Origin of the sequence: Azospirillum thermophilum (genome assembly GCF_003130795.1) — a bacterium.
Lineage (GTDB): Bacteria > Pseudomonadota > Alphaproteobacteria > Azospirillales > Azospirillaceae > Azospirillum > Azospirillum thermophilum.
The window spans coordinates 1051187-1074389 of sequence record NZ_CP029353.1 but is presented as its reverse complement, the minus strand read 5'-3'; the positions used below and the strand labels follow the sequence as shown (position 1 = coordinate 1074389).

22 protein-coding genes and 1 pseudogene are annotated in these 23203 nt (G+C 70.1%); 6 read left to right on the top strand and 17 right to left on the bottom strand.

Features of this window, described 5'->3' with window-relative positions:
* The first annotated feature begins 147 nt into the window (after nt 1-147).
* The gene (locus tag DEW08_RS11165) at nt 148-759 is read left to right on the top strand and encodes a nitrogen fixation protein NifQ (RefSeq protein WP_109327165.1); all 612 of its coding nucleotides are present in this window, start codon (nt 148-150) and stop codon (nt 757-759) included.
* A 32-nt stretch (nt 760-791) separates the two neighbouring features.
* On the opposite strand, the gene DEW08_RS11160 is transcribed toward DEW08_RS11165, so the two are convergent.
* The 8 genes from DEW08_RS11160 to DEW08_RS11125 form a co-directional block, all read right to left on the bottom strand.
* Nucleotides 792-1127, bottom strand: coding sequence for a hypothetical protein (locus DEW08_RS11160; RefSeq protein WP_109327164.1), 336 nt, complete (start codon nt 1125-1127; stop codon nt 792-794).
* 37 nt (nt 1128-1164) lie between these two features.
* Nucleotides 1165-1572: a response regulator gene (locus tag DEW08_RS11155; protein WP_245986578.1), complete on the bottom strand. Its 408-nt coding sequence runs from the start codon at nt 1570-1572 to the stop codon at nt 1165-1167.
* Nucleotides 1573-1737: 165 nt separating this feature from the next.
* Complete coding sequence (locus DEW08_RS11150; protein ID WP_109327152.1) at nt 1738-2136, bottom strand: hypothetical protein; 399 nt, start codon at nt 2134-2136, stop codon at nt 1738-1740.
* Nucleotides 2137-2271: 135 nt separating this feature from the next.
* Nucleotides 2272-3609, bottom strand: coding sequence for an acetyl-CoA carboxylase biotin carboxylase subunit (gene accC / locus DEW08_RS11145; RefSeq protein WP_109327151.1), 1338 nt, complete (start codon nt 3607-3609; stop codon nt 2272-2274).
* A gap of 19 nt (nt 3610-3628) precedes the next feature.
* Nucleotides 3629-4081, bottom strand: coding sequence for an acetyl-CoA carboxylase biotin carboxyl carrier protein (accB, locus tag DEW08_RS11140; RefSeq protein ID WP_109327150.1), 453 nt, complete (start codon nt 4079-4081; stop codon nt 3629-3631).
* A 23-nt stretch (nt 4082-4104) separates the two neighbouring features.
* Entirely contained in the window at nt 4105-4554 is a 450-nt protein-coding gene (gene aroQ / locus DEW08_RS11135) for a type II 3-dehydroquinate dehydratase (RefSeq protein WP_109327149.1), read from the bottom strand.
* A gap of 99 nt (nt 4555-4653) precedes the next feature.
* On the bottom strand, nt 4654-5475 hold the full coding sequence (locus DEW08_RS11130) for a substrate-binding periplasmic protein (protein ID WP_109327148.1): 822 nt from the start codon (nt 5473-5475) through the stop codon (nt 4654-4656).
* Between the two features lie 216 nt (nt 5476-5691).
* Nucleotides 5692-7173: a dynamin family protein gene (locus DEW08_RS11125; protein WP_109327147.1), complete on the bottom strand. Its 1482-nt coding sequence runs from the start codon at nt 7171-7173 to the stop codon at nt 5692-5694.
* A gap of 128 nt (nt 7174-7301) precedes the next feature.
* Between DEW08_RS11125 and DEW08_RS11120 the strand changes: the two genes are divergently transcribed.
* The gene (locus DEW08_RS11120; protein ID WP_245986577.1) at nt 7302-7874 is read left to right on the top strand and encodes a hypothetical protein; all 573 of its coding nucleotides are present in this window, start codon (nt 7302-7304) and stop codon (nt 7872-7874) included.
* 588 nt (nt 7875-8462) lie between these two features.
* A pseudogene (locus tag DEW08_RS11115) lies at nt 8463-8721 on the top strand (helix-turn-helix domain-containing protein); the annotation flags it as partial.
* Nucleotides 8722-9184: 463 nt separating this feature from the next.
* Here the strand turns inward: DEW08_RS11115 and DEW08_RS11105 are convergent.
* Both DEW08_RS11105 and mepK read right to left on the bottom strand, forming a co-directional pair.
* The gene (locus DEW08_RS11105) at nt 9185-11482 is read right to left on the bottom strand and encodes a tetratricopeptide repeat protein (protein ID WP_109327146.1); all 2298 of its coding nucleotides are present in this window, start codon (nt 11480-11482) and stop codon (nt 9185-9187) included.
* 114 nt (nt 11483-11596) lie between these two features.
* A complete protein-coding gene (gene mepK / locus DEW08_RS11100) occupies nt 11597-12100 on the bottom strand; it encodes a peptidoglycan L,D-endopeptidase MepK (RefSeq protein ID WP_245986576.1) in 504 nt (167 codons plus the stop codon).
* A gap of 449 nt (nt 12101-12549) precedes the next feature.
* Here mepK and DEW08_RS11095 point away from each other — a divergent pair, with 449 nt between their 5' ends.
* Complete coding sequence (locus tag DEW08_RS11095) at nt 12550-13740, top strand: L,D-transpeptidase family protein (protein WP_109327143.1); 1191 nt, start codon at nt 12550-12552, stop codon at nt 13738-13740.
* An 84-nt stretch (nt 13741-13824) separates the two neighbouring features.
* On the opposite strand, the gene DEW08_RS11090 is transcribed toward DEW08_RS11095, so the two are convergent.
* Nucleotides 13825-14421, bottom strand: a complete 597-nt coding sequence (locus DEW08_RS11090) for an HPF/RaiA family ribosome-associated protein (RefSeq protein WP_109327142.1) — start codon at nt 14419-14421, stop codon at nt 13825-13827.
* Between the two features lie 72 nt (nt 14422-14493).
* Nucleotides 14494-14871 (bottom strand): DUF2934 domain-containing protein, encoded by a 378-nt coding sequence (locus tag DEW08_RS11085; RefSeq protein WP_109327139.1) that lies wholly within the window; start codon nt 14869-14871, stop codon nt 14494-14496.
* Nucleotides 14872-15278: 407 nt separating this feature from the next.
* Here DEW08_RS11085 and DEW08_RS11080 point away from each other — a divergent pair, with 407 nt between their 5' ends.
* On the top strand, nt 15279-16763 hold the full coding sequence (locus DEW08_RS11080; RefSeq protein ID WP_245986575.1) for a polysaccharide deacetylase family protein: 1485 nt from the start codon (nt 15279-15281) through the stop codon (nt 16761-16763).
* Nucleotides 16764-16821: 58 nt separating this feature from the next.
* Here DEW08_RS11080 and DEW08_RS11075 read toward each other — a convergent pair whose 3' ends face one another.
* The 4 genes from DEW08_RS11075 to treZ all read right to left on the bottom strand — a co-directional run bounded on the left by DEW08_RS11075 (nt 16822) and on the right by treZ (nt 22119).
* Nucleotides 16822-17184, bottom strand: coding sequence for a hypothetical protein (locus tag DEW08_RS11075; RefSeq protein WP_109327133.1), 363 nt, complete (start codon nt 17182-17184; stop codon nt 16822-16824).
* 110 nt (nt 17185-17294) lie between these two features.
* Nucleotides 17295-17594, bottom strand: coding sequence for a hypothetical protein (locus DEW08_RS11070; protein ID WP_146214684.1), 300 nt, complete (start codon nt 17592-17594; stop codon nt 17295-17297).
* Between the two features lie 534 nt (nt 17595-18128).
* Nucleotides 18129-20186 carry an amylo-alpha-1,6-glucosidase gene (locus tag DEW08_RS11065; RefSeq protein WP_109327120.1) on the bottom strand — a complete coding sequence of 686 codons (2058 nt, stop codon included), beginning with the start codon at nt 20184-20186 and terminating at the stop codon, nt 18129-18131.
* On the bottom strand, nt 20179-22119 hold the full coding sequence (gene treZ, locus DEW08_RS11060; protein ID WP_245986574.1) for a malto-oligosyltrehalose trehalohydrolase: 1941 nt from the start codon (nt 22117-22119) through the stop codon (nt 20179-20181). The genes DEW08_RS11065 and treZ overlap by 8 nt, the downstream gene beginning before the upstream one ends.
* A 96-nt stretch (nt 22120-22215) precedes the next feature.
* Here treZ and DEW08_RS11055 point away from each other — a divergent pair, with 96 nt between their 5' ends.
* Nucleotides 22216-22938: a ThuA domain-containing protein gene (locus DEW08_RS11055; RefSeq protein WP_109327114.1), complete on the top strand. Its 723-nt coding sequence runs from the start codon at nt 22216-22218 to the stop codon at nt 22936-22938.
* Between the two features lie 6 nt (nt 22939-22944).
* Here DEW08_RS11055 and DEW08_RS11050 read toward each other — a convergent pair whose 3' ends face one another.
* On the bottom strand, nt 22945-23199 hold the full coding sequence (locus DEW08_RS11050; RefSeq protein ID WP_109327113.1) for a hypothetical protein: 255 nt from the start codon (nt 23197-23199) through the stop codon (nt 22945-22947).
* Nucleotides 23200-23203: the final 4 nt, after the last annotated feature.

The window sequence follows — 23203 nt, the reverse complement described above, 5'->3', positions numbered from 1 at the left end:
GAATTCTGACCGCTCGGCCCAGGGCCGGCAACACGCAAATCCGCACGACCTGCGGCAAATTTCTCTTCGCACCTGCAGCATTTTCCGTCAGGATGACCCCTGACCTAGGTCATAGCCCACCAGCGGTCGAGGGAGGCGAGGATCAGCATGGATCAGCCCAACCCCCAGCGTTCCACCGACCCCGCCGAGGCCCTGCCGGCGGGACCGGCGCTCGACCGGCTGCTGTTCGGCCGCATCCTCGACCTCGCCGATGCGGTGCCGCACCGGCCGCTGACCCGACTGCTGGGGCTCGACCGCGCGGCGCTGGCCCGCCTGGTTGGCCGCCATGCCCCCGAGCGGACCGCCCTGCTGGACGGGTTGCCGGAGGATCGCGGCGCGGATTCGATCGAGGAGCCGGACCTGCGCGCCTTCCTGCTGGAGCATCGCGCGGATGCCGGGCAGGAGGCGGGGGAAGAGCCGGAATGGCTGGCCGCCATCGTCGCCCGCCGCTCGCTGGAGTCCAACCATCTCTGGCAGGACATGGGGTTCGCCAGCCGCGTCGAGCTGAACGCCATGTTCGCCCGCCATTTCCCCGGCCTGGTGGCGCTCAACGCCGGGGACATGAAGTGGAAGAAGTTCTTCTACCGCCAGCTCTGCGAACGCGAGGGGATGATGCTGTGCAAGTCCCCGAACTGCGAGGTGTGCGACGACGTCGAGGTCTGTTTCGGCCAGGAGGACGGCGACCCGCTGGCCACCCTGTCGCGCATCGCGCGGGGGTGATTGCGATCCGCACAGCCACGATCCGGTGGCCGCTACCGCGGTTGCGCGCCGAGGTCCTCGAACTGCAGGCCCTTGTCGGTCTGGTGGAAGCGCCCCTTGCCGTTGACGGTCAGCGGCTTGCCGCCCGGCTGCGGCGCGAAGGTGGCGGCATAGTAGCAGTCGTACTTGCCGGGCGCCGTCTTGGCCTCGACGCAGCCCTGCTTGCGGAAGGAGTCGAAGCTGCGGAAGGCGGCGTTGCCCTGGCGCTCCAGGGCGCGGCGGGTGTGCGCCTCCACCACCGTGCGCATGTCGCCCTCCGCCGGCTCGCCGGAACAGCCGGCCAGCGCCAGCAGGGACAGAAGGATCAGACGCCGTCGCCCTCGTGCCATCGCGCCGCCCGCCTCATCGCCCGCCTCACCGCCCGCCTCACCGCCCGACGAGCAGCCGGTCCACCCGGTCCTTCAGCGACGCGAAGGTCGGCGGCTTCACGACGAAGCCGTTGACGCCCAGCGCCATCGCCCGCTTCACGATCTCCGATTCCGTGTGGTTGGTCAGGAAGACCACCGGCGTGCGCGGGTTGGCGAGGTCGTCGCTGCCGCGCAGGCGTTCCAGGAACTGCAGGCCGGAGACCGGCTTCATGTCGATGTCGCAGACGATCAGGTCGGGCGGCGAGCGGCGGCACTCCTCCATCCCCGTCTCGCCGTCGCCGGCCTCCGCCAGGTCATGGAAACCGATCTGGTTCATGATCTGCAGAATGGTGCGCCGGACGAAGGGCTGGTCCTCGATGACCAGAACGCGGAACCTGTCGTAGTTGACCTGCGGTCTGTCCATCATCGAATCCCTGCCGTCGAATCCCTGCGGCGCCCCTGTCGCAGTGATAAAGCCATGAAACCGTCCGGGCAACCGCACAGCGGTTTCAGTCTTGAAACCCGCGAGGAATTCGGAGGGAACGGCGCCCGGGTGCGGCATCCTGCCACAGCTTGCCGGTCGGTCCCGGGCTCAACCGCCGCGCGACCGTGGCGGGGTGAACAGGCGCCGCAGGGTCGCGACGATGGCCGCGACCGCGCGCCATTCCGGATGGATTTCGACCGGGGCCACCGCCCGCCCGGCGAAGGAGAGCGAGGCGCGGGCCAGTGCCAGGGGATCGGGACAGGGACTGCCGTCGATCCGGCACCGGCCGACGATCGCCGCCAGCGCCTCCACCGCGTCGAGCGGCGGCAGGGTCATCAGGTACCGTGTCTTCTCGCCGGGGTCGAAGCCGTTGCGGTCGAGAAGCTGCCGCATGGTGACCGGTGCTCCGGCCGGCTCGGTTCCGACCTCGAAGGACAGGAACCGCTCGGAACGCACCTCGATCGCCGCCGACCATCCGGCAATGGCCGTGGTCATCGGATTGAACACGCCGCCTCTCCCCTGCCCCGGGATAATGGGGGCCATGGAGGGAACCGCCCCGCCCCGGGACCGGTCCCTGCCCCCTGACCTGACATTGGGCGTAATCCGCCAGGGTCAAGCCGGAAGGCAGGGTGGGTGCGCTTTTTACTTCGACATCAAATGTTCGAGCCAGTGGATGTCGTAGGTGCCGTTGATGAAGTCCGCCTCGGCGATGATCCGCTCATGCAGCGGCAGGGTCGTCTGGATGCCGCCGATCACATACTCCTCGATCGAGCGGCGCAGGCGCATCAGGCACTCGTTCCGCGTGGTGCCATGGACGACCAGCTTGGCGATCAGGCTGTCGTAGTGCGGCGGAACGCGGTAGCCGTCATAGAGTGCCGAGTCCACGCGAACGCCCAGGCCGCCCGGCGCATGGTAGCCGTCGATCTTGCCCGGCGACGGGATGAAGGTCTCCGGGTTCTCGGCGTTGACGCGGCATTCGATCGAGTGGCCCTCGAAGCGGATGTCGTCCTGCGTGTAGCCCAGCGGCGCGCCGGTGGCGACGCGGATCTGCTCGCGCACCAGATCGACGCCGGTGATCATCTCGCTGATCGTGTGCTCGACCTGCAGGCGGGTGTTCATCTCGATGAAGTAGAACTTCCCCTCCTCGTACAGGAACTCCATCGTGCCGACGCCGCGGTAGCCGATGGCCGCCGTGCATTTGGCCGCGAGGTTGCCGATGAAGGCCCGCTGTTCGGCGTTCAGCGCCGGACTCGGCGCCTCCTCGATCACCTTCTGGTGGCGGCGCTGGACCGAGCAGTCGCGCTCGCCGAAATGCACGCAGCTGCCGTGCATGTCGGCCAGGAGCTGGATCTCGATGTGGCGCGGCTTGGCGAGGTACTTCTCGATATAGACCTCGTCGTTGCCGAAGGCGGCGCGCGCCTCGCCGCGGGCGAGTTGGTAGGCCTCGCGCAGCTGGTCGGGGCGCTTGGCCACCTTCATGCCCTTGCCGCCGCCGCCGGCCGCCGCCTTGATCAGCACCGGGTAGCCGATCTCGGCGGCGACCTTCTCCGCCTCCTCGACCGTCGGCACCGGGCCGTCGGATCCGGGGACCACCGGCAGGCCGAGGTCCATCACGGTCTTCTTGGCGGTCACCTTGTCGCCCATGATGCGGATGTGGTCCGCGGTCGGGCCGATGAAGGCGAAGCCGTGCTCCTCCACCATCTCGGCGAACTGCGCGTTCTCCGCCAGGAAGCCGATGCCGGGATGGATGGCGTCGACGTTGGTGATGGCGGCCGCCGAGAGGATCGCCGGAATGTTGAGGTAGCTGTCGCGCGCCGACGCGGGCCCGATGCACACGCTCTCATCCGCGAGGCGGACATGCATGGCATCGGCGTCGGCGGTGGAGTGCACAGCCACGGTCTGGATGCCCATCTCGCGGCAGGCGCGGTGAATGCGGAGCGCAATCTCACCACGGTTCGCGATCAGGACCTTTTCGAACATCGCCAAGGGATTGCCCCGCTCACTCGATGATCATCAGGACTTCGCCGAACTCGACCGGCTGCGCGTCGGAGATCAGCAGCTCCGTCACGGTGCCGCCGCGCGGCGCCTTGATCGGGTTCATCACCTTCATGGCCTCGATGATCATCACCGTCTGGCCGGCCTTCACCGCGTCGCCGACGCGCACGAAGGGGGTGGCGCCCGGTTCCGGCGACAGGTAGGCGGTGCCGACCATCGGGGAGGTCACCGCCCCCGGGTGGTTGGCCGGCTTCACCGGCTGGGCCGCGGGAGCGGCGGCGGCGATCGGGGCCGGAGCGGCGATCGGCGCCGCCACGGCGACCGTCTGGGCGGCGGTGGGCCGGGTGACGCGGATGCGCTTTTCGCCCTCGGCAAACTCGATCTCGCTCAAGCCTGTCTCGCGCAGGAGGTCCGCCAGCTTGCGGACCAGATCGCCGTCGATGTCGAAGCTCGCCATGATGTCAGTGGTTCCCGTTGTCCTTAGTCGCGGTCGAGGATGTTCGCGATGGCGTCCAGCGCCAGAAGATAGCCGTACGGACCGAACCCGCAGATCATGCCCTTCGCCACGGCGGAGATATGGGAATGGTGGCGGATCGGTTCGCGCTTGTAGATGTTGGAAAGGTGCACCTCGACGACCGGCAGCTCCGACAGGATCAGCGCGTCCATGATGGCGACCGAGGTGTGGCTGTAGGCGCCGGCGTTGATGACGATGCCGTCATGCTCCGTCCGCGCCTGCTGAATCCAGGAAACCAGTTCGCCCTCGTGGTTCGACTGCCGGAAGTCGATCTGGATGCCGAGCTGCTCGGCCCGCTCCTGGCACATCGACTCCAGGTCGTCCAGCGTCATCGAGCCGTAGATCTGCGGTTCGCGGACGCCCAGCATGTTGAGGTTCGGCCCGTTCAGGACCAGAACCGAAGCGTCGATAGCCACGGAGCGCGCCCCTTTTCCCAAAATCAAGTCCGCGCGTTTATAGCACGAAGCACCGCGCTGTCCATGGTGACCGCAAGGCCCGCCGCGCCGGACGGCCCGTCAGCGCACCGGTTGCGGGGCCGGCGGAGGGGCCGGGCGGGGTGCGTGGCGGGCGACGATCTCGTCGAAGGCGCCGCTGTCCTTCAGCTTCTTCAGCCCCGCGTTGAAGGCGGCGAGCACCGCCGCCCCTTCCGGAATGGTCCGCGACACCACCAGATGCTGCGGCGCCATGGCGAAGGGCCGGTCCGCCACGCGGATGTCGCCCAGCACGCCGGCCCGCTCCACCGCGGCCTGGCCGCTGTGCTCGTCCAGCACGAAGGCGTCGGCTCGGCCGCTCGCCACCATCCTGGCGCAGGCGTTCAGGTCGGCCGGGCTGTCCTGCTGCAGTTCGCCGTTGCGCACCATCACCGCCAGTTCCGCCGGCAGCGCGTAGCCGACCGGCGAGCAGACGGTACGGCCGCGGAAATCGGCCGGGCTGCGGAACTGCATGCCGGTCCGCACCGACAGGTAGACCAATTGCCGCACCACCAGCACCGGGTCGGAGAACAGCACCTCCCGCTCGCGCTCCGGCGTGCGGACATAGGGGAAGGTGCCGAGATAGCGGCCGGCCACCACCGCGTCGTAGCCGCGCTTCCACGGCATGAAGCGGACCTCGTAGTTGAGGCCGACCGCCCGGAAAGCCCGCACCACCAGTTCACTCATCAGCCCGCCCTGGGGAAGCTCCTCGCCGGTCAGCGGCGGGAAGTCGTTGCCGGTCACGAGCTGCAGCGGGGACTCGAGCGGCGCGACCTGCGCGGCCGCGGCGCCGGGAAACGCCGCGGCAAGCCACAGCGCCGCCGTGAAGCGCCCCGCAAGTCCGATGATGCCGCGCCGCCCTGCCATGCCCGTTCCTCGACCCCATGGGGTCCGTCCCGAGGACCGCCGGCGCCCGTGGCACCGGCAGCGTCCTGGTCAAGTCTCGATAATCGTCACGTCCCGATGGACGGGGCTGGTGTAGCGACGCACTCGCCGCCTTGTAAACAGGCGGAGCAAACGGGCGGAGCAAACGGGCGGAACAGGCAGGCGGACTCGGACAGCCGCCCCGGACCGCTCCCGGCCTCACTCCGCCGGGACCCTCGGCGCCTCGGCCGCCTTGGAGCGGTGGCCCGCGGGGTCGGTGTAGAGGTCGTTGATGCGCTGGACATGCTCCGCCACCGCCTCGCGGATGGCGAAGATCTTCTTCTTGGCCCGCGTGCTCCAGCCGGCCGGGGTCTTGGAGAAGAGCGAGCGGAAGAAGCGGGTGTTCTTCAGGAAGCCCGTGCGCAGGTTGAGGTCCACGTCGCCGAACCGCTCCGGCAGGCCGGCGGCGACGCGCCTGGCGAAGAAGGCGCGCAGCCAGACATGGCCGGCCAGGAACAGCCCGCCGGCCAGCACCGCCGCGACGACCGCCCGCACCGGCAGCTCCGCCGCCCAGGCCGGGCGCGAGGCCGTCAGCCAGTCGGCGAAGGCGGCGGCGGAGCCGGAGCCCGCCATCTCCAGGATGCCGAAGGCCAGCCCGGCCAGCAGGGCCAGCCAGACGCCGTCGGCGATCAGCACCCGGCGGCGCCAGCGCGCGATGGCCTCGCGCAGCTTCGGCACCACCTCGCCCTCCAGCTCCTTCACCAGGCTGTCGATGGAACCGACGATGCGGTAGGCGCGGGCGACCTCCACCTCGGCGATGCGGGTGTGGATCTCCTTCAGGTCGTGGTCGCGCCGCGCCTCGTAGCGGGCGCGCCGCGCCTCGTCCTCGATGGCGACGGCGGAGCCGGAGTCGTAGATCGCGTAGAAGCGGCCGGAGACGAGGCCGGCCTGGGCGATCGCCCGCTGCCAGGCGCCGAACACCGCCTCCAGATTGTCCTCCTTCGCCGTGGTGTCGACCTGGTTCAGGATGTAGCAGACCTTGCGCGCGTCGGCCCGGTTGACCGTCTTGGCGACCAGGTGCTGCAGCGTGTCCTGCATGGCGCCCGGCTCGGGATGGCGGGCGTCGAAGAACACCAGAACGAGGTCCGACAGCTCGACGATGTGGTCGACCAGCCGCAGGACCGAGCGGCGCTGGTCGTCGGCGTCGAAGCCCGGCGAGTCGATGAAGATCTTGCCGCGGGCGCGCTCGCCGCTCAGCGTCTTGAGCTGCAGGTAGCTGTCGATGCGCTTGCCCTCGCCCTGGGCGACCTTCTCGATCTCGTCGGAGATCCGGTAGAAGGGAAAGCGCGGGTCGGCGTTCAGCGCCGTTCCGGGCAGCGCCTCGCGCCGCGTCTCCGGCCCGTGGCAGATCACCGTGAACTTGTCGTCCACCGCCTGGTTGCCGGTGTTCTGCAGCGGCGCGCCGAGATAGCCGTTGAGGAAGGTCGACTTGCCGGCCGAGAAGGTGCCGAGCACCGCGACCATCGGCCACCAGGGGATGCGGGTGGTCAGGGACTCGTGCTTGCCGAGCACCCCCAGCGAGACCAGCAGCCGGTCGAAGGCGCGGAAGGTCGGGATGACGGGCAGCAGGTTCGGGTTTTCCGCGCGCAGATGCGCGTCCAGGGCCGCGAGGCGCTGCTGAAGGGCTTGCCTGGGGGTCATGGCCGGCAGTGGTCCCGTGATGCGATGGAAGGGCGCCCCTGTCTAGCACGAGCGGGCACCCCTGCGCCCAACGTTTTTCAGGCCGCCGCGTCGGGATGCGGCCGGCCCGCGCGGACCCGCCGGCGGGCTTGCCGCGTTATGCCGTCATGCAGGACGACGACATTCCCGACCACCGGCCGACGGCGGAGGAGCTGAGCTTCCTCCTGCGCGACCTCGCGGAGCGGGAGCGGCGCGCCGACCGCAACGAACGGGCGAACCGCAACCGCACCGAACGCCGGCGCAGCGATCCCGACTATGCCGCCCGGCTGCGCGCCGGCGACCGGGAGCGCCAGCGCCGCCGCCGCGCCAAGGACGCCATCGGCCGGCCCGACGCGGCGGAGCCGCCGCCGGCCGCCCTGCCCGACCTGTCGTTCGACGAGGCGCTGCGCCGGCTGGAGGCGTATCTGCAGGGCGCCGCGACCGCCAGCGCCGCCCAGCTCCGCAGCCGGCCGGAGCGGCTGCGCCAGCTCGCCCGCGGCTTCGTCGCCTACCGCGTGCTGGCGGCCGGCGGCAGCCGCCCGACCCGCGGCGCGCTGGCCGCCGTGATGCGGTCCCGCTTCGCCCTGGCGCTGACCCCGCCCCAGATCCAGAAGCTGCGGGACCAGATCGAGCGCCTCGCCGCCCCCGGCGGACCCTGGCATCCCGGTCGCCGGGAGGTCTGAGGCCGGGCCGATACAGGACGTCACGCATCCGCGGCGAATCTGGTTAATCAGGCGTTAAATTTCGCTTGTAACCCCAGCGTAACGCTGGTTAACGAGTTGTTAACGACCTGAACCAAGGGCAAAGACCCCTCCTTTACCGCCTATGCGCCGCGTGACAGGATGATCGGGCTTGCATCCGCCGGCAGCAGACGGCGGGTCTTGTACGCGGTTTCTGCGCGACGGAATCCGCTCAACCAAAAGGACGCGAAGACGTCGTGTCCTGAACCTGTACTTGGTGCCGCGACCCCGCCAAAACTTCAATCCCTGCAGAGCGCTCGAAATCTTACCCTGGCGAAAACAGCGTGCGAAACGAACAGATTCCCAACGGACAACTCTGAAAAACGTTAAGAGACTTAAAGAAACATTCCTCTTCGCTTACCCTGCCTAGACTACCGGATGTTGCCGTCCTCCGGCATGCCTATCGGAATATGACAGGGAATCCCCAGTAATCGAAAGATTTCCCTTGAATGCGTTCAGAGAACGTGCAAAAAATTCGATCATTCGTGCAAAGAGCAGTTTTGCCTGCCAAAGCATTGGAGTAGCGTGACCATGATTGGCCAAACGGCGCGCAAAAGAGGGCGGCGTGGATCGCCTGAATCCTGGTCGGTCGACGCACATGTTGGCCAACGCGTGCGCATGCGCCGGACCTTACTGGGTATGAGCCAGGAAAAGCTGGGCGAAGCCATCGGCCTGACCTTCCAGCAGGTCCAGAAGTACGAGCGCGGCTCCAACCGTATTTCGGCGGGCACCCTTTATCGCCTTGGCCAGGTTCTTGACGTTCCGGTCAGTTTTTTCTTCGACTGCTACGACGATCCGCATTCCGGCAAGCGGCCCGCCCGCAACGATGACGGGTCCTCGCCCAGCGACAGCCAGATCAGCCGGCGCGAGGCAAGGCTGCTGCGCCTGTGGCGCGCCGCCCCGTCCAACATCGCGGACGAGATGCTGTCGCTGCTCTCCTCCCTCTCGCCGCACATCGTGGAGCCGGAGGGGCAGGCCGAGGTTCCGGCGATCCCCGCCGCCCCGGCGGAGCGTCCGGTGGAGGTGGTCGAGCCGCCGCCGCCCACGATGAAACTGCGCAGCCCCCGCGTGAAGGCGGCCGACTCGAAGAAGCCGCGCCGCCGCCACGGGGCCGTCTGGGACCCCGCCGACATCTATCGCAACAACAAGCCGCCGTCGCGCAACTGACCGGGGGAGAACGGCGCGGATGGCGCCGCTTCCGGCCCGCCGCGTCGTCCTGGTGCAAATGCCGGCCTGTTGCCGGCACTCCTTTATCAGGTGCCGGCCTGTTGCCGGCACCAGCGCCGCCACAAGGCGCGATAGACCCTCTCCAACTGGCGGGCGCGCAGCCGACCGTCACACAGCGGCGAGGCGGCAAGCCGGGCGCGCAGCCCGGCGCGAAGCGCGGCCAGCCGGGCCGGATCGCCGGCCAGACCGGCGGCGATGTCGAGATACTCCGCCTCCGACCGCGCGACGCATTCGCCGAGCCCGACCGCATGCAGCATCGACCCCGACCAGCGGCTGACGATGGTGTCCTGCAGCAGCGCAACCACCGGCACGCCCATGCTCAGCGCCTCGAAGGTTGTGGTGGAGCCTGAGAAGGGGAAGGGATCGAGCGCCACGTCCACCCGCTGATAGACCGCGAGATGATCGGGAACCGTATCGACGCGGTCCCACATCGCCTCCAGCCGCGTTTCGACCTGCGCCGGATCGACGCCGCCGGCGACGAGGCCGTCGCGAATGCGCCCGAGCGCCAGCGGATTGCGGTAGCGCTCCATGTATTTCAGCAGCAGCCGCGCCTTCGGCAGCCGCCGCAGCAGCGCCGCCCACAGCCGCAGCGTCCCGTCGGAGATCTTGGTCGGATTGTTGAAGCATCCGAAACGGACGAGTCCGTCGTCCAGCATCGGCAACGGCCCGACCAGCGGCGCGTCGGCGGGGATGGCGGCGAGGTAATAGCTGGGAAGCCGCAGCGGCCGCTCGGTGAACAGCTCCGTCCCGTGGCGCGGGGTCATGATCCGGTCGGTGACGATGCCGTCGACGGCCGACAGGCCGGAGGTCGCGGCATCCAGGAAACTGACCTGCACCGGCGCCGGGCGATGGCGGCAGACCAGCGGCCGGTTGCGGTCGAAACGGCCGGCGAGCAGCACCAGCACGTCGATCCCGTCCTCGCGGATGCGCTCCGCCACCGCCGCGTCGTCCATCCCCTCGATGGCGCACCAGCCGTCCGACAGGGCGCGGAAGCGGGCGGTCGTCGCATCGGGCTTCGCGACGTCGGCGTAGGTATGGATCGCCACCCGATCGCGGTCGTGCGCCTCGTACAGCGGCAGCATGTTGCGCGACACCGGCTGGAAGGCCCGCAGGTCCGAGGTGAGATAGCCGACGCGCAGCCGGCGCCCCGGATCCGGCCGGTTGCGGTGGACCGCCGGGGCGGGCGGCGGGCCGAAGCGGTCCAGGTGGCGGTGAAGCTCGAACCGCTCGGCCGCGTCCAGGCCCGGGACGTAGAGCAGGGCCATCAGCAGGTTGCGCCACCAGTCGATCCGGCCGGGCTGCGCCGCGCAGGCCCGCAGGCGCCAGCGCAGCCCCTCCCCCGCGTAGCCGAGCGAGCCGAGGCCGGCTCCCAGCGCGTTCATCGCCTCGCCAAGGTCGGGAGCCAGGGCCAGCAGCCGGCGCAGATGGTCGAGCGCGCCGGGGAGCCCCGCCTCCGCCATCGCCAGGGCGAGGTTGTAGCGGGCCAGGATGTCCTGTGGATTGGCCCGCACCAGCGGGACCAGCAGTGCCGGCACCTCCGGCGCCCGGTCCTGGTCGAGCAGCAGCACCGCGTAGTGGATGGCAGTATCGCGGTCGAGCGGCACGATCCGCGCCGCCCGCCCCAGCCAGGCGGCGGCCTGCCGTCCCGCCGTCCGGTCGGCGCCGCGCCGCCCGAAGGCGATCAGCCCCAGGCCGCGCAGCATCTCCGCGAAGGCCGGGCGCAGCATCAGGGCGAGCCTGTAGTGCCGCTCCGCCTGCGCGACCTGCCCCGTCCGGTGCAGCAGAAGGGCGAGGTTCGCCTGCGCCACCACCGAGTCCGGAGCCATCCGCACCACCCGGCCGAACAGCGCCTTCGCTTCGTCCAGCCAGTCCCGCTCCAGCGCCGCGAGCCCCAGGTCGTAGAGCGTCTCCGCCGATGCGGCGGCGGCGAGGACGCGGGCGATCAGGGCACGGGCCTCATTGCCGCCCTGCCGGGTCCGCAATGCCGCGAGCTTCGCGGCCACCTCGCCGTTGGCGGGGTCGAGCGCCAGGGCGTGGGCGAAGCTGTCCGCCGCCTCGGCGCCATGGCCGAAGGCGAGCAGCGTGTTGGCGAGATTGACAGGGTAATCGCGGTGGCCGGGATCGAGCGTGATGGCGCGGCGGATCAGACCGCGTGCGGCGTCGCCGTCCCCCTCCTGCCCACGCAGCACGCCCAGCAGATGGAGCGCATCGGCCTGTCCGGGCTCGACCTCGAGGATCCGGCGGTAGAGGGTTTCGGCATCGGCCACCCGCCCCGACTGGTGATGGTCGAGGGCGATCAGAAGCGCTTCGCCGATGCTTGCCATGATCCCCCGATCCCGATCCAGATCCCGATGGTCCGGCCGGACGGTCCGGCCGGAGGGGGGAGGCTAGCACAGAGGCCGGCCGCAAGGGAAAGCCGGCCGGTCACGCGGTGCGGATCACCAGCTCCGCACCGGTCCGACGTCGACATGGACGAAGCCGCTGCGCGCATAATAGCCGACGCCGCCGGCCTGCATGCCGCGGGCGATGCCGGCAAGGCCGCGCAGGTCGGTGTCCGGCAGGCGGATGTCCACCGCCATGCCGCGCATGTGGTAGCTTTCCTTGGCCACGCCGCGCGAACGGCGGCGCGCCATCGCGTTGGTCTTGCGCGAGCGGAAGCCGCAGATCACCTGGAACGGCTCGTCCGAATCCACCGTCTGGTGCAGGCGGGCAAGCAGGTCGAACAGGCGCGGATCGAACTTGCAGACCTGCTTGGCGCGATGGTCGCGCAACAGCACGTCCAGCCGCTTCAGCGCGTCGGCCTTGTAATGGCCGTCGGCCCAGTAGACGCCGTCGAACCGTTCGTTGGTGTTGACGTTGTGCAGCGACAGCCGCCGGACACCACCCGCCAGCGGGGCGGCTTCGACCGGCGAGGAGCCGAGCAGCACGGGGGCGACGGTCACGGCAGACGTAACGGCGGTCGCAGAAACCGCGGACCCGAAGGCCGCCGCGGCAAAACCCAGGAAGCCGCGCCGCCCCATTTCGGGCGCGGCGCGCTCGTCATCCCGCAAAAGCATTCCCGAACCCTCTGTAATGCGTCTGGCGAGCGGAGAGGTACCAGCGCCGACTCTTACGGTCGGTCCCCGGTCATCACGGAGGTGGCCGGGCATATCCGTTATGGTGTGGTGACGCCCGGCGGTTATCCGTATAGGGAATGACTTGCTCATAGGCAATCGAAAATTTTCCCCGGGTGTGATCAAAATGCATAGGCGCGCCTAGCTCCGCTGGCAGGAAGGTCACACGAAGGGAGTTCCCGGCGGGGATTCGCGCGGTGCTGCTCGCGTCCGGGCATCCGGATGCTTAGATTAGGCGCGGCGATCCCGCCTCGGGACCGGCAAGCGAGGGAAGCACCATGACCGCAACCGCCACCCACTTCGCGACACGGGCGTTCACCGCCCTGTTGCTGGCGGTATCGACCGTCCTTTCGGCCGGCGCGGGCCGTCCGGCGCAGGCCGCGCCCTACCGCGACACCCTGACGAGCTGGGCCGACCGGCTCGACGCCGCCGCGACGGAGATGGAGGGGAACCCCGCGCCGGCCGCGCCGCGCATCGAATCCGGCGCCACGCTGAAGAAGGGAGTGTCGGGCGAGCGGGTGGCCCGGCTGACGCAGCGGCTGGCGGAGCTGGGGCTGCTGCCGGCCGAGCAGGCGGGCGACCAGTTCACCCCGGCGGTCGACATGGCGGTGCGGGCCTTCCAGGCGAGCCAGCGCATGAAGCCCGACGGGCTGGTCGGCGCCGGGACGCGGGCGGCGCTGGACCGCACGCCGCAGGAGACGGCCGCCCAGATGCGCCGCACCGCGGCGGAGATGCGCAGCTTCCGCGACACCGCGCCGGACACCGTCCTGCTGGTCAACCTGCCGAGCCAGACCACCACCTTCGTCCGCGACGGCGAGGAGGCGCTGACCATGCGCGCCATCGTCGGCCGGCCGTCGCGCGAGACGCCGCTGCTGCAGGACAGGATCACCCACATCATCGTCAACCCGACCTGGACCGTGCCGCCCACCGTGCTGAAGGAGGACAAGCTCCCCCTGCTGCGCGCCAAGGGAACGCCCGGCATCCAGAACGCCCTGGTCTATCTCGACGGCGAGCCGGTGGCGCCGGAGACGGTGGACTGGTCGACCGTGTCGCCGGGCCGGGTCCGCATCGTGCAGCAGCCGGGCGACCACAACGCGCTGGGCCGCTTCCGCTTCAACCTGACCAATCCCTACAACATCTACCTGCACGGCACGAACGAGCCCCGGCTGTTCGAGCGCGAGCTGCGCACCATCAGCTCCGGCTGCGTGCGGCTGGAGGATGCGCGGCGGCTCGCCGAAATGATGCTGGCGGCGGAACGCGTGATGCCCGACCGGGTCGAGCGCATGCTGAACCGGCCGGAGCCGCAGTGGGTGAAGCTCGGCCAGCCCATCCCCGTCCGCTTCGTCTACTGGACCGCGACGGTGGAGGAGGACGGTGGCATCCGCCTGCATCCGGACATCTACGACCTGAACGACGAGATCGCCCAGCCGGCGGCCCCCGCCACCGCCGAGCCGCCGCAGCGGGTCTGATGGGGCGGGTCTGATGGGGCGGGCGCGATAGAGCGGATATCACACCCGCCTCCCCTGCCGCCTCCCCTGGCCGTTCCCGGCGCGTCAGCCGCGCTGCAGGCTGGCATGCAGTTCGGTGTCGGCGCCGGCGGCGCGCCAGACCTTCGAGGCGGTCGGGCCGGTGTCGCCCACCGTCTCGACATACTTCACCGGGTCGCCGGTCTGCAGGTCCTCCAGCATCACGTTGAGGCAGCTGTTGCGGTGGAAATAGAGCTGCGTCCCGGTGTTGGTCATCAGAAAGCCGTGGTCCTCCGCCGGGAACAGCTGGGTGACGCGCCCCGGCTGCTCGGGATCGTGCGCCTTCACGTCGCGGCGCATGCGGTCCTTGTATTCCTTGAGCTGCCGCTCGGCCGCGTCGAAGGCGTCGCGCACCGAGGTGCGCAGGTCGGGGTTGGCGTAGCGCTCCTTCGCCTTCTGCGGCTGGCGGCTGACCACGATGTCGTTGCCGGGCACCATCAGTTCGATATGGACGTCGAAGACGTTGCCCGTCCTGTGCTGGCGGTGCTGGTTCTCGACCGCGACGCGCATGCCGACCAGCCGGTCGAACAGCGTCTCCAGCTTCTCGGCGCGCTCGCGGATGTAGGTCTCCACCTCCGGCACCGTGTCCATGTTGTGGAAGGCGATTTCCAGATTCGTGTCCATGGTGATCCTTTTCGAGGATGATCCCTTTGGGATCGGTCCTGCCTTGGCGCGGTCTTCCTGCGGGGGAGCGGATCAGCCGGCCTTGCGGGAGCGGCGGGCACGCCCGGTGCTGCGGGGCGCGGCGGCTTCCTGCCCCGCCTGATCGGGCGACGGCCACGCCTCGCGGTCGCCGGTGCCGGGGATCTGGAACTCCTCGCCCTGGTCGGCGATGCCCGGCATCTCGCCCTGGCTCGCCATGCTCAGCACCGGCTCGACCGGCTCGGTGTGCTCGGCTGTGTCGTCCGGGCCGTGGGACGGGTTGGGCTTGAGCGTCCCGCGATAGTTGTCCTCGATCGCGATTTCCTCGCGGGCCAGCTCCCAATGATCCTGGCGGCGCCCCTCCGGTCGCCCCTCGCGCTCCCAGATCTCGTAGGCACGCTGGCGAATACGGGTCTCCAGATCCTCTGCCATCGGGGTGGCTCCCTCCTTTCCCTGACGTGTGACCGGTCCTTTGCCCTCAACCATGGCCGGCCCCCTCAGGTTCCGAAACGGCGGGACCGTTTCCCATCCGCAACGCCCCGGAGAAAAAGCATCCCTTCTATTGCGTCCGCACCCGCTTGTCGTTTGAATTAGTACCAACGTGGTGGTATTGGAGCAAAACCCTCAGGCGGTCCCGCAAATTGTGGCTGGGCCAACGCACGGGACACGAGATGTTGATCAGCCAGCCTCCGGACGCGCCAGATTCTGCCCTTGACGGAGCCACCCGCCGGCATGTCGCCGGTCAGCGGCGCCGGGTTCTCGCCCTTCTCCTTCTCGGCGGTGCAGCAGCGCTGTCGCTGACCCTGCCGCCCGGCCCGGCCGCGGCGGGAAGCAAGACGGTGACGACCCCGGCAAAGCCGGCGACGAAGCCCGCCGAGCAGGCGAAGGCGGCGGAGCAGAAGGCGCCGGCCGGGCCGACCCTGCAGTTCGGCCTGTTCCAGAAGGAAGGCGATGCCTGGTGGGCGTGGCAGACGCTGCAGCGGCGCCAGCCCGACCTGGTCGCCGCCCTGACACCTGCGGTGGTGATGCTGGACGCCAGGACGCAGGGCGGCGGCGTCGCCCTGCGCGCCTCGGCCCCCAGCGGAACCGACGGTCTCGCTCTGTGCCGCCGCGTGATCGGCGCCGGGTTCGGCTGCCTGGTCACGGAAGCCGCTCCGCCCCCGGCCACCCGCGTTGCCGAGGCCGCGCCCCAGCCGGCCCGGACAGCCGAACCGTCGACCGCCTCCGCCGCCAAGCCGGCCACACCTCCGGCCCAGGCCCAAGCCCAGGCCCAGGCCCAGGCCCAAGCCCAGACCCAAACTCCGGCAGGCGCCGCCGCCCCGGCCGCCGCTGCGGTGGCGTCCGCCGCTGCCGCCGCGCCCTCCGTCACCGTGCCGGTTACCGTTGCCGAGGCGAAGCCCGCCAGCGGCCAGCAGGGCGGCCAGTCCGGCGGCCAGACACCGGTCGTGACCCCGCTGCAACAGGTGGCCGCCGCCCCCACCCTGCCGCTGGCGGTCCCGGCGCCTCCCCGCAGCGCCACCATCGGCAATCCGCCGCCGGAAGGCACCGTCACCTACAACGACGAAGATGCCCGCACCATGGCGGACATCGAGCAGAAGAGCCGCAGCAAGGGCCGTCTGCGCGCGGTGATGCCGGACTCGCAGATCGACGTGATGCCCGCCACGCTGAAGCGGGAGAACTGGAACCTCTGCGCCCTGACCTTCGACGACGGCCCGCACCGCGTCCATACGCGTCAGGTGCTGGAGGTGCTGAACCGCGAGGGCGTGCGCGCGACCTATTTCCCGGTCGGCAAGGTGGCGCAGAACCAGGGCGACCTGATCCGCGACTTCATCGCCGGCGGGCACGAGATCGGCAACCACAGCCTGACCCACTCGGACCTGCGCGCCGCCAATCCCGACACGCAGCGCTTCGAGATCGCCGAGACCAACCGCATCCTGCGCGGCTTCGGCGCCAACCCGGTGCTGTTCCGTCCGCCCTATGGCCGCTACACCACGGACCTGCTGACCATCGCCCGCGACGAGCAGATGCAGTCGGTGCTGTGGTCGATCGACACGCGCGACTGGCAGGTGCGCGACGCCGACAAGATCGTGCAGAACATCAAGGCCGGGGCGGGCACCGGCAACGTGCTGCTGATGCACTCCACCTACCCGTCCACCGTCGCGGCGCTGCCGCGGGTGATCGCCGAGCTGCGCGCCAAGGGCTGCGAGTTCGTCACGCTGTCGGAATGGCTGGAGCGGGCGCGCACCGTCGCCGCGCCGAAGATCGTCAATGCCGGCATGCCGGCCCCGGCCGCCGCCACCCCGCCGGCCGCCGCGCGCAACTGAGCGGACGGGACCGGCGGCGCTCCGCGGCCGGTCCGCTTACGGGGCCTGTTTCGGAAGATCAGCGGCCGCCGGCCCCCTTGCGGGGCTGGGCGAGCTTGCGGATGGCGTCCTCCACCTCGGGCGGCAGGACGTTCCAGTCGGCCGTCAGCTTTCCGCCGGAGGTGTCCGCGACGCCGATGGTCGTGGCGAAGGAGAAGCGTCCGCCCGGTTCGTCCACCTTGACGCTGACGCGGGCGGTCTGGCCCGTCACCAGCGACCCGTCGAACCGGACGGCGACGAAGCCCTTGGCATTGATCGCCGCGATGGGAAAGCTCTTGCCGTCGAACTCGACGACCGATCCCGCGGCCTTGCGCGCCGGAGCAGGAGTCTTGCCCTTGCCCTTGTCGGCCACCGTGACCTTCAGGAAATCGAGGATGCCCATGCTCCGCTCCGCAAACGACGTGCCTTGCCGGCCGGTCCGATGCGGCCGGTCTCAGGCGATTTAATCGTTCGCGGAGCGACAGGGCAACTCTTTCACGCCGCCAGTGGCGATCAGCGCGGTTCCGATCCCCGCACCCAGACCGAATGGGCCCGCCGGGCGCAGAGCGCGGTGAAGGGCAGCAGCAACAGCAGCACGACCGCCATGCCGCCCATGGCGGCCAGCGTCCCGACCGGGTCCTGGAAGGACAGGTGGCCGGCCATCTGCGTCAGCAGGTGCAGGGTCAGCGCCGCCAGCACGACCGCACCGAGCACGGACGCGACGAAGCCCCCGGCCACGCGCAATCCGGATAGAGTCGGGGATCGCGTGCGGTTGCGCGGAGGCTGGTACGGCAGTCCGAAGACACCCTGCATGAAGACCTCCCTTCCGTCGCCCGACCGGCAGCGCACCTCGACCGGACCCGTCGCCGGGTCTGGACCTGCCGGGTCCAAGGAGCCTCACTCGACTATAGGGTGGGAGACCGCCACGGGCCTAAAACCCAAAGCAGCTACCTCCTATGGGTATGGAGCGGGACGCACGTCTCCGTGACGCGGAATTGCGACCGATTTGTCATACTCTCCACAGACTCTGTGGATAAGTTTGTTGGTAACGGTTGAGCAGAGCCGATTCGGCACTGACTCCATAAGGGCCGGGGCATATTTGCCCATTTTTTGTGCATTCGGTTAAGACATTGATCTTGCTCGAAAATTAGCAAATCCAGCGACTCGCGGCCCGGTGCATCTGTCAAACGGAATCTCTGTCCAGGCGTCAAATGCCGCAGCTTTTCCGCCGATGGTGTCCTGTTGACAACTGGCCGAATCGGTGGTTGGCGCAGCGGCGATCGGCCGTTACGACATAGCACGTCGGACGGGGGCGACCTCCGGGCGACCCCCGATGTGACAGCCGCGTTACACTCCCCGGCTGTCCATGGGCGATTCCGTTCTGACCCAAGATCGCAATATTTCTGCAACGCTCCAGGCCTGGGCGATGCATCCGCGCGGATGGAAGGGCGCCTCGGCATCGAAGATTTCGCTGACCGTCCCGATGCCCGCCTCGTCCAGATGCGGCAGGAAGCCTTCCAGGAAGCGCCGCGCCCCGGCGAGGTCGTCGGGATGCAGCTTCAGCCAGGCATCGACGAAGGGGCCGATCAGCCAGCCCCAGACGGTTCCCTGGTGGTAGGCGGCATCGCGGGCGCGCAGGTCGCCGAAGTACTTCGCCTTGTAGTCCCGGCTGCCCGGCGCCAGAGACCGCAGGCCGAGCGGGGTCAGCAGGCGGGCGCGCACCGTCTCCACCACCGGTTCCCAGCGCTGGCGGTCCAGCACCGGGTTGTCCAGCGACACCGCGAAGATCTGGTTGGGACGGCAGGCCGGATCGTCGCCATGCTCGCCGTCCACCACGTCGAACAGATGGCCGGCCGATGCGCACCAGAAGCGCGCGTTGAAGGACCCGTGCGCCTGATCGGCCATCTCGCGCAGCGGCCGCGCCTCCGGCTCCCGCCCCTCCTCCTCCAGCCAGCCGGCGAGCAGGCGCAGCGCGTTGTACCACAGGGCGTTGATCTCCACCGCCTTGCCGCGGCGCGGCGTCACCACCCAGTCGTCCACCTTGGCGTCCATCCAGGTGAGCTGGTAGCCCTCCTGCCCCTGGCGCAGCAGCCCGTCCCTGGCGTCGACGCCGATGCCGAAGCGGGTGCCGCGGCGGTGATGCTCGACCACCTCCATCAGCTTGGGCAGCAGGATGCGCAGCGTGTGCCGGTCGCCGCTGGCCCGGACATAGCGGTTCAGCGCATGGAAGAACCACAGCGTGGCGTCCGCCGTGTGGTAGAGCCCGCGGTCCTTGCCGTCGGGGAACATGTTGGGGATCAGCCCGTCGCGGATGTAGTGCGCGAAGGTCCGCAGGATCGACCCCGCCTCCGCCTGCCGGCCGGTGGCGAGCGTCAGCCCCTCCAGGCTGATCATCGTGTCGCGGCCCCAGTCGGTGAACCAGTGGTAGCCGGCGATCACCGTGCGGATCTCGTCGCCCTCCGCCCGGGCGCGCATCTGGTCGGCGACGCGGCCGGCCGGCACGAACAGGAAGCTGTCGGCGGCCAGCACCAGCTCGGCCATCGCTCCCTCCCGCAATGCCGGATGGGCCGTCTGCACCAGCCGGCGGCGCCGTTCGTTCTCGAAGCTCAGCACATCGGCCGGCGGCAGCGCGTCGAGCCGCCACCAGGCCTCGGTCGCCGCGGCGAAGGTCAGCCCCTGCCCGGTCTCCAGCGTCGCGCTGAAGAAGCCGGGTGTCCACAGCGGTCCGCGGGCCTCATAGCCGCGCTCCGCCTCCAGCCGGTAGAAGACCTCCTGCCGGATGCCGCCATCCAGCGTCAGCGGCGGCTCCGCCCCCTCGATCGTCATGTTCAGCACCGGCAGGTCCGGCCCGGCCGAGACCTCGTAGCGGCGCCCCTTGGCGGTGATCCGATAGTCGCGGGCCAGCGGCTCGTCCACCGCCGCCTCCAGCGTGCGGAAGGCCAGAACCGGCCGCAGCCGCAGCGCCACCCGCCCGGGCGCCTCCACCAGCCGGTAGGTGACGTGGACGATGTTCTGCCGGTGGGGCATCACCACCTGCTTCTCGATCACCGCGTCGCCGGCGCGGAACCGCCAGATCGGCAGCCCCATCTCCTGGCGGAACTCCAGCAGCACGGCCGGCACCTCGCCATTGGCCGGCGGTTCGGCCGGATCGAGGCCGCTCAGCAGATACTCGGTTCCGTCGGCGCCGAGGACGATGTCGCGAAGCTGGCTCAGCATCAGCACGCGGCCCAGCGGGGCCGGCAGGGCAGCGATCAGCAGCCCGTGATAGCGGCGGGTCACCGCGCCGGACACGGCGGCCGACGCATAGCCGCCCAGCCCGTTCGCCACCAGCCATTCGCGGGTGACCGCCGCGTCCGGCGAGGACTCCAGCACGTCGCGGCCCAGGGTGCGGACGATGTCAGCCATGGCTGTCCTTCTTCGTCGTTTCAGCAGTCGGCCCGGCGGGGCGCAGCACCACCGCCGCGTGGCCGGTCAGGTGCCAGTTGCCGCGCTCCGGCTCCACCGGTGCGGCGCCGCAGCCGCCATAGACGGGATCCTCGCTCGACCACAGCCTCGTCCAACGCTGGCCCAAGGGCGGCGCCAGCAGCGGTTCGGGCAGGATCCGCAGCGTCAGGTCGCGGCCGAGATTGACCAGCAGCAGCCGGTCATCCCCCGCCTCGCCGAAGAAGCGCAGGACGAAGGCCTCGGGCGCCAGCACGGCGCCATCCACCCGGCCGGGCCGCTGCACGCGGAACACCGCATCCTCGCGGCGCAGGCGCAGCAGGTCGCGGTGCAGCGCCCAGGCTTCGGCATGGCGGTCCCGTTCGCCGTGGTCCAGCTTGCAGCGGACGAAGGTCCGCTCGTCATGCGGCTCGGGCAGGCAGGGGCCGACCTCCGGCGTGGCGATGCTGGGAAACTGGCGCAGGAACCCGGCCCGCCCCTCCAGCACCAGTTTCGCCAGCTCCGGCTTGTGGTCGGCGAAATAGAGGAAGGGCGTGCTCGCGGCGAACTCCTGCCCCTGGAACAGCATCGGCGTGCCGGGGCCGAGCAGCAGCAGCGTGGTCATCGCCCGCCAGCGGCCCGGCGTGGTCAGGGCATGGCCGCGCAGCCCCTTGCCGGAGTTGGCGATCTGGTCGTGGTTCTGCAGGAAGCCGACCATGGCGGCGGGCGACAGGCCATAGGCCGGCATGCCGCGCCCCTTGCCCTGCCAGGCGTACCACTGCCCCTGGTAGAGGAAGCCGTATTTGGCCGCCGAGACGAACTCCTGCGGCGTGCCGTGATAGTCGGTGTAGTAGGCCTCGTTCCGCCCGGTCAGCGCGACCATCGCGCTGTGGTGCAGATCGTCGTTCCAGATGGCGTCCAGCCCGCAGCCGCCCTGCTCCACCGGCGTCACCATGGTGGCGTGCTGCGGCTCGTTCTCGCCGATCAGCAGGGTGGCGCGCCCGCCGGCGGCGGCACGCACGGTGCGGCTGATCTCCGACAGGATGTGCGGCGTGCCGGAATCGAAAATCTGCTGCGTGGCATCCAGCCGCAGCCCGTCGAGATGGTATTCGTCGATCCAGCAGGCGGCATTCGCCAGGAAGAACTCGCGCACCGGGCCGGAGTCCGGGCCGTCGAAATTGATCGCCTCGCCCCACTCGTTCTTGTAGCGGTCTGTGACATAGGCGTCGGCGAAGCAGGTCAGGTAATTCCCGTCCGGACCCAGGTGGTTGTAGACCACGTCCAGGATGACGGCGAGGCCCAGCCCGTGCGCGCGGTCGACGAAGCGGCGCATGTCGTCGGGACGGCCGTAGAGCCGGGTCGGCGCGAACAGGTCCACCCCGTCATAGCCCCAGCCGAAGCGGCCGGGGAAGTCGGCGACCGGCATGAGTTCCAGCACCGTGACGCCGAGCTCGACCAGCGCCGGCAGCTCGCGCGTCGCGGCCTCCCAGGTGCCCTCGGGCGTGAAGGTGCCGATGTGCATCTCATAGATGACCTGTCCCGCAACGGAGCGGCCGGGCCAGCCCCCGTCGGTCCAGGCGAAGCCTCCGGGGTCGACGAGCTGCGACGGGCCGTGCGGCCCTTCCGGCTGGAAGCGCGACGCCGGATCCGGATGGAGGGTCGCGCCGCCGTCGAGGCGGAAACGGTAGAGCGCGCCCGCCGCCATCCCCTCGACCGCGCCGGCGAAATAGCCGTCCGCCTCCGCCGCCAGCGCCAGCGCCCGGCCGTCCGGCTCCAGCACCAGCTCCACCTGCCGGGCCTTCGGCGCCCAGACGCGCGCGTGCGCCTGCCCGTCCGGCAGCAGCTCCACGCCGACGGGACAGCGGCGCCGGCCTGCCGGATCCGATATGCTGCGGGGCTGTGCGGCGGTCTTCGGCACGGGGATGGGCCTCGTGAGGCTGTTGCATGAACCGTTCGGCCCACAACAACAGGAACCGGTCCCTATGATCGCGCCCCGTCAGTTTGGAACCAGCGCATGACCCGCGTTCTCGTCTGGAGCGAGCATCGCCAGGACCGGACGGAGGAGGCCGTGAAGGCCGTCTATCCGCAGGGTATCCACGAGGCGCTCGCCGCCCCGCTGCGCGCCGCCGGGCTGGAGGTGACGACGGCCACGCTCGACGAGCCGGAGCACGGGTTGGCGGAGGAGCGGCTGGCCGCCGCCGATACGCTGGTCTGGTGGGGCCACCGCGCCCATGCCGAACTGCCGGACGCGCTGGCCGGGCGGGTGAGGCATCATGTGACGGAGCGCGGCATGGGCTTCGTGCCGCTGCATTCCAGCCACTTCTCCAAGCCCTTCCTGGCGCTGATGGGCACCGGCTGCTACCTGAAGCACCGGGTCGCCGGCGAGGCCGAACGGCTGTGGGTGGTCGATCCCGGCCATCCCGTCGCCGCCGGCATCGAGGACCACATCCTGCTGCCGCAGGAGGAGATGTATGGCGAGCCCTTCGACATCCCGCCGCCGGAGGATCTCGTCTTCATAAGCTGGTTCAAGGGCGGCGAGGTGTTCCGCAGCGGCTGCGGCTGGCGGCGGGGGCTGGGCCGGGTCTTCTATTTCCGCCCCGGCCACGAGACCTACCCCACCTTCCACCACCCGCAGATCCGGCGGGTGATCCTCAACGCCGTGCGCTGGACCGCCCGGCCGCCGGATCTCGGCACCCCCGTCCGCGGCCGCCGCAGCACGCCGCCGGAGCCGCTGTGAGGGGCGTCACACCCGCTCGCCGAAGCTGTGCGCCGCCGCGTCGATCACCACGGGGTGCGCGCGCAGGGTGTTCAGCGCGGTCTCGGCGCCGGACTCCTCGACCTCCAGCGTGACGAAGACGTCGGTGCGGTCGCCGCGCTCGGCGTCGCGCTCCTCCCGGCCGGTCTGGACGACCTCGCCCAGCCGGTCGCGGAGCACGCCGACGATCTCGGCCTCGACCCCCCGGCCCTTCTCGGCCGGATACGCATAGATGAGCTGCATGGCG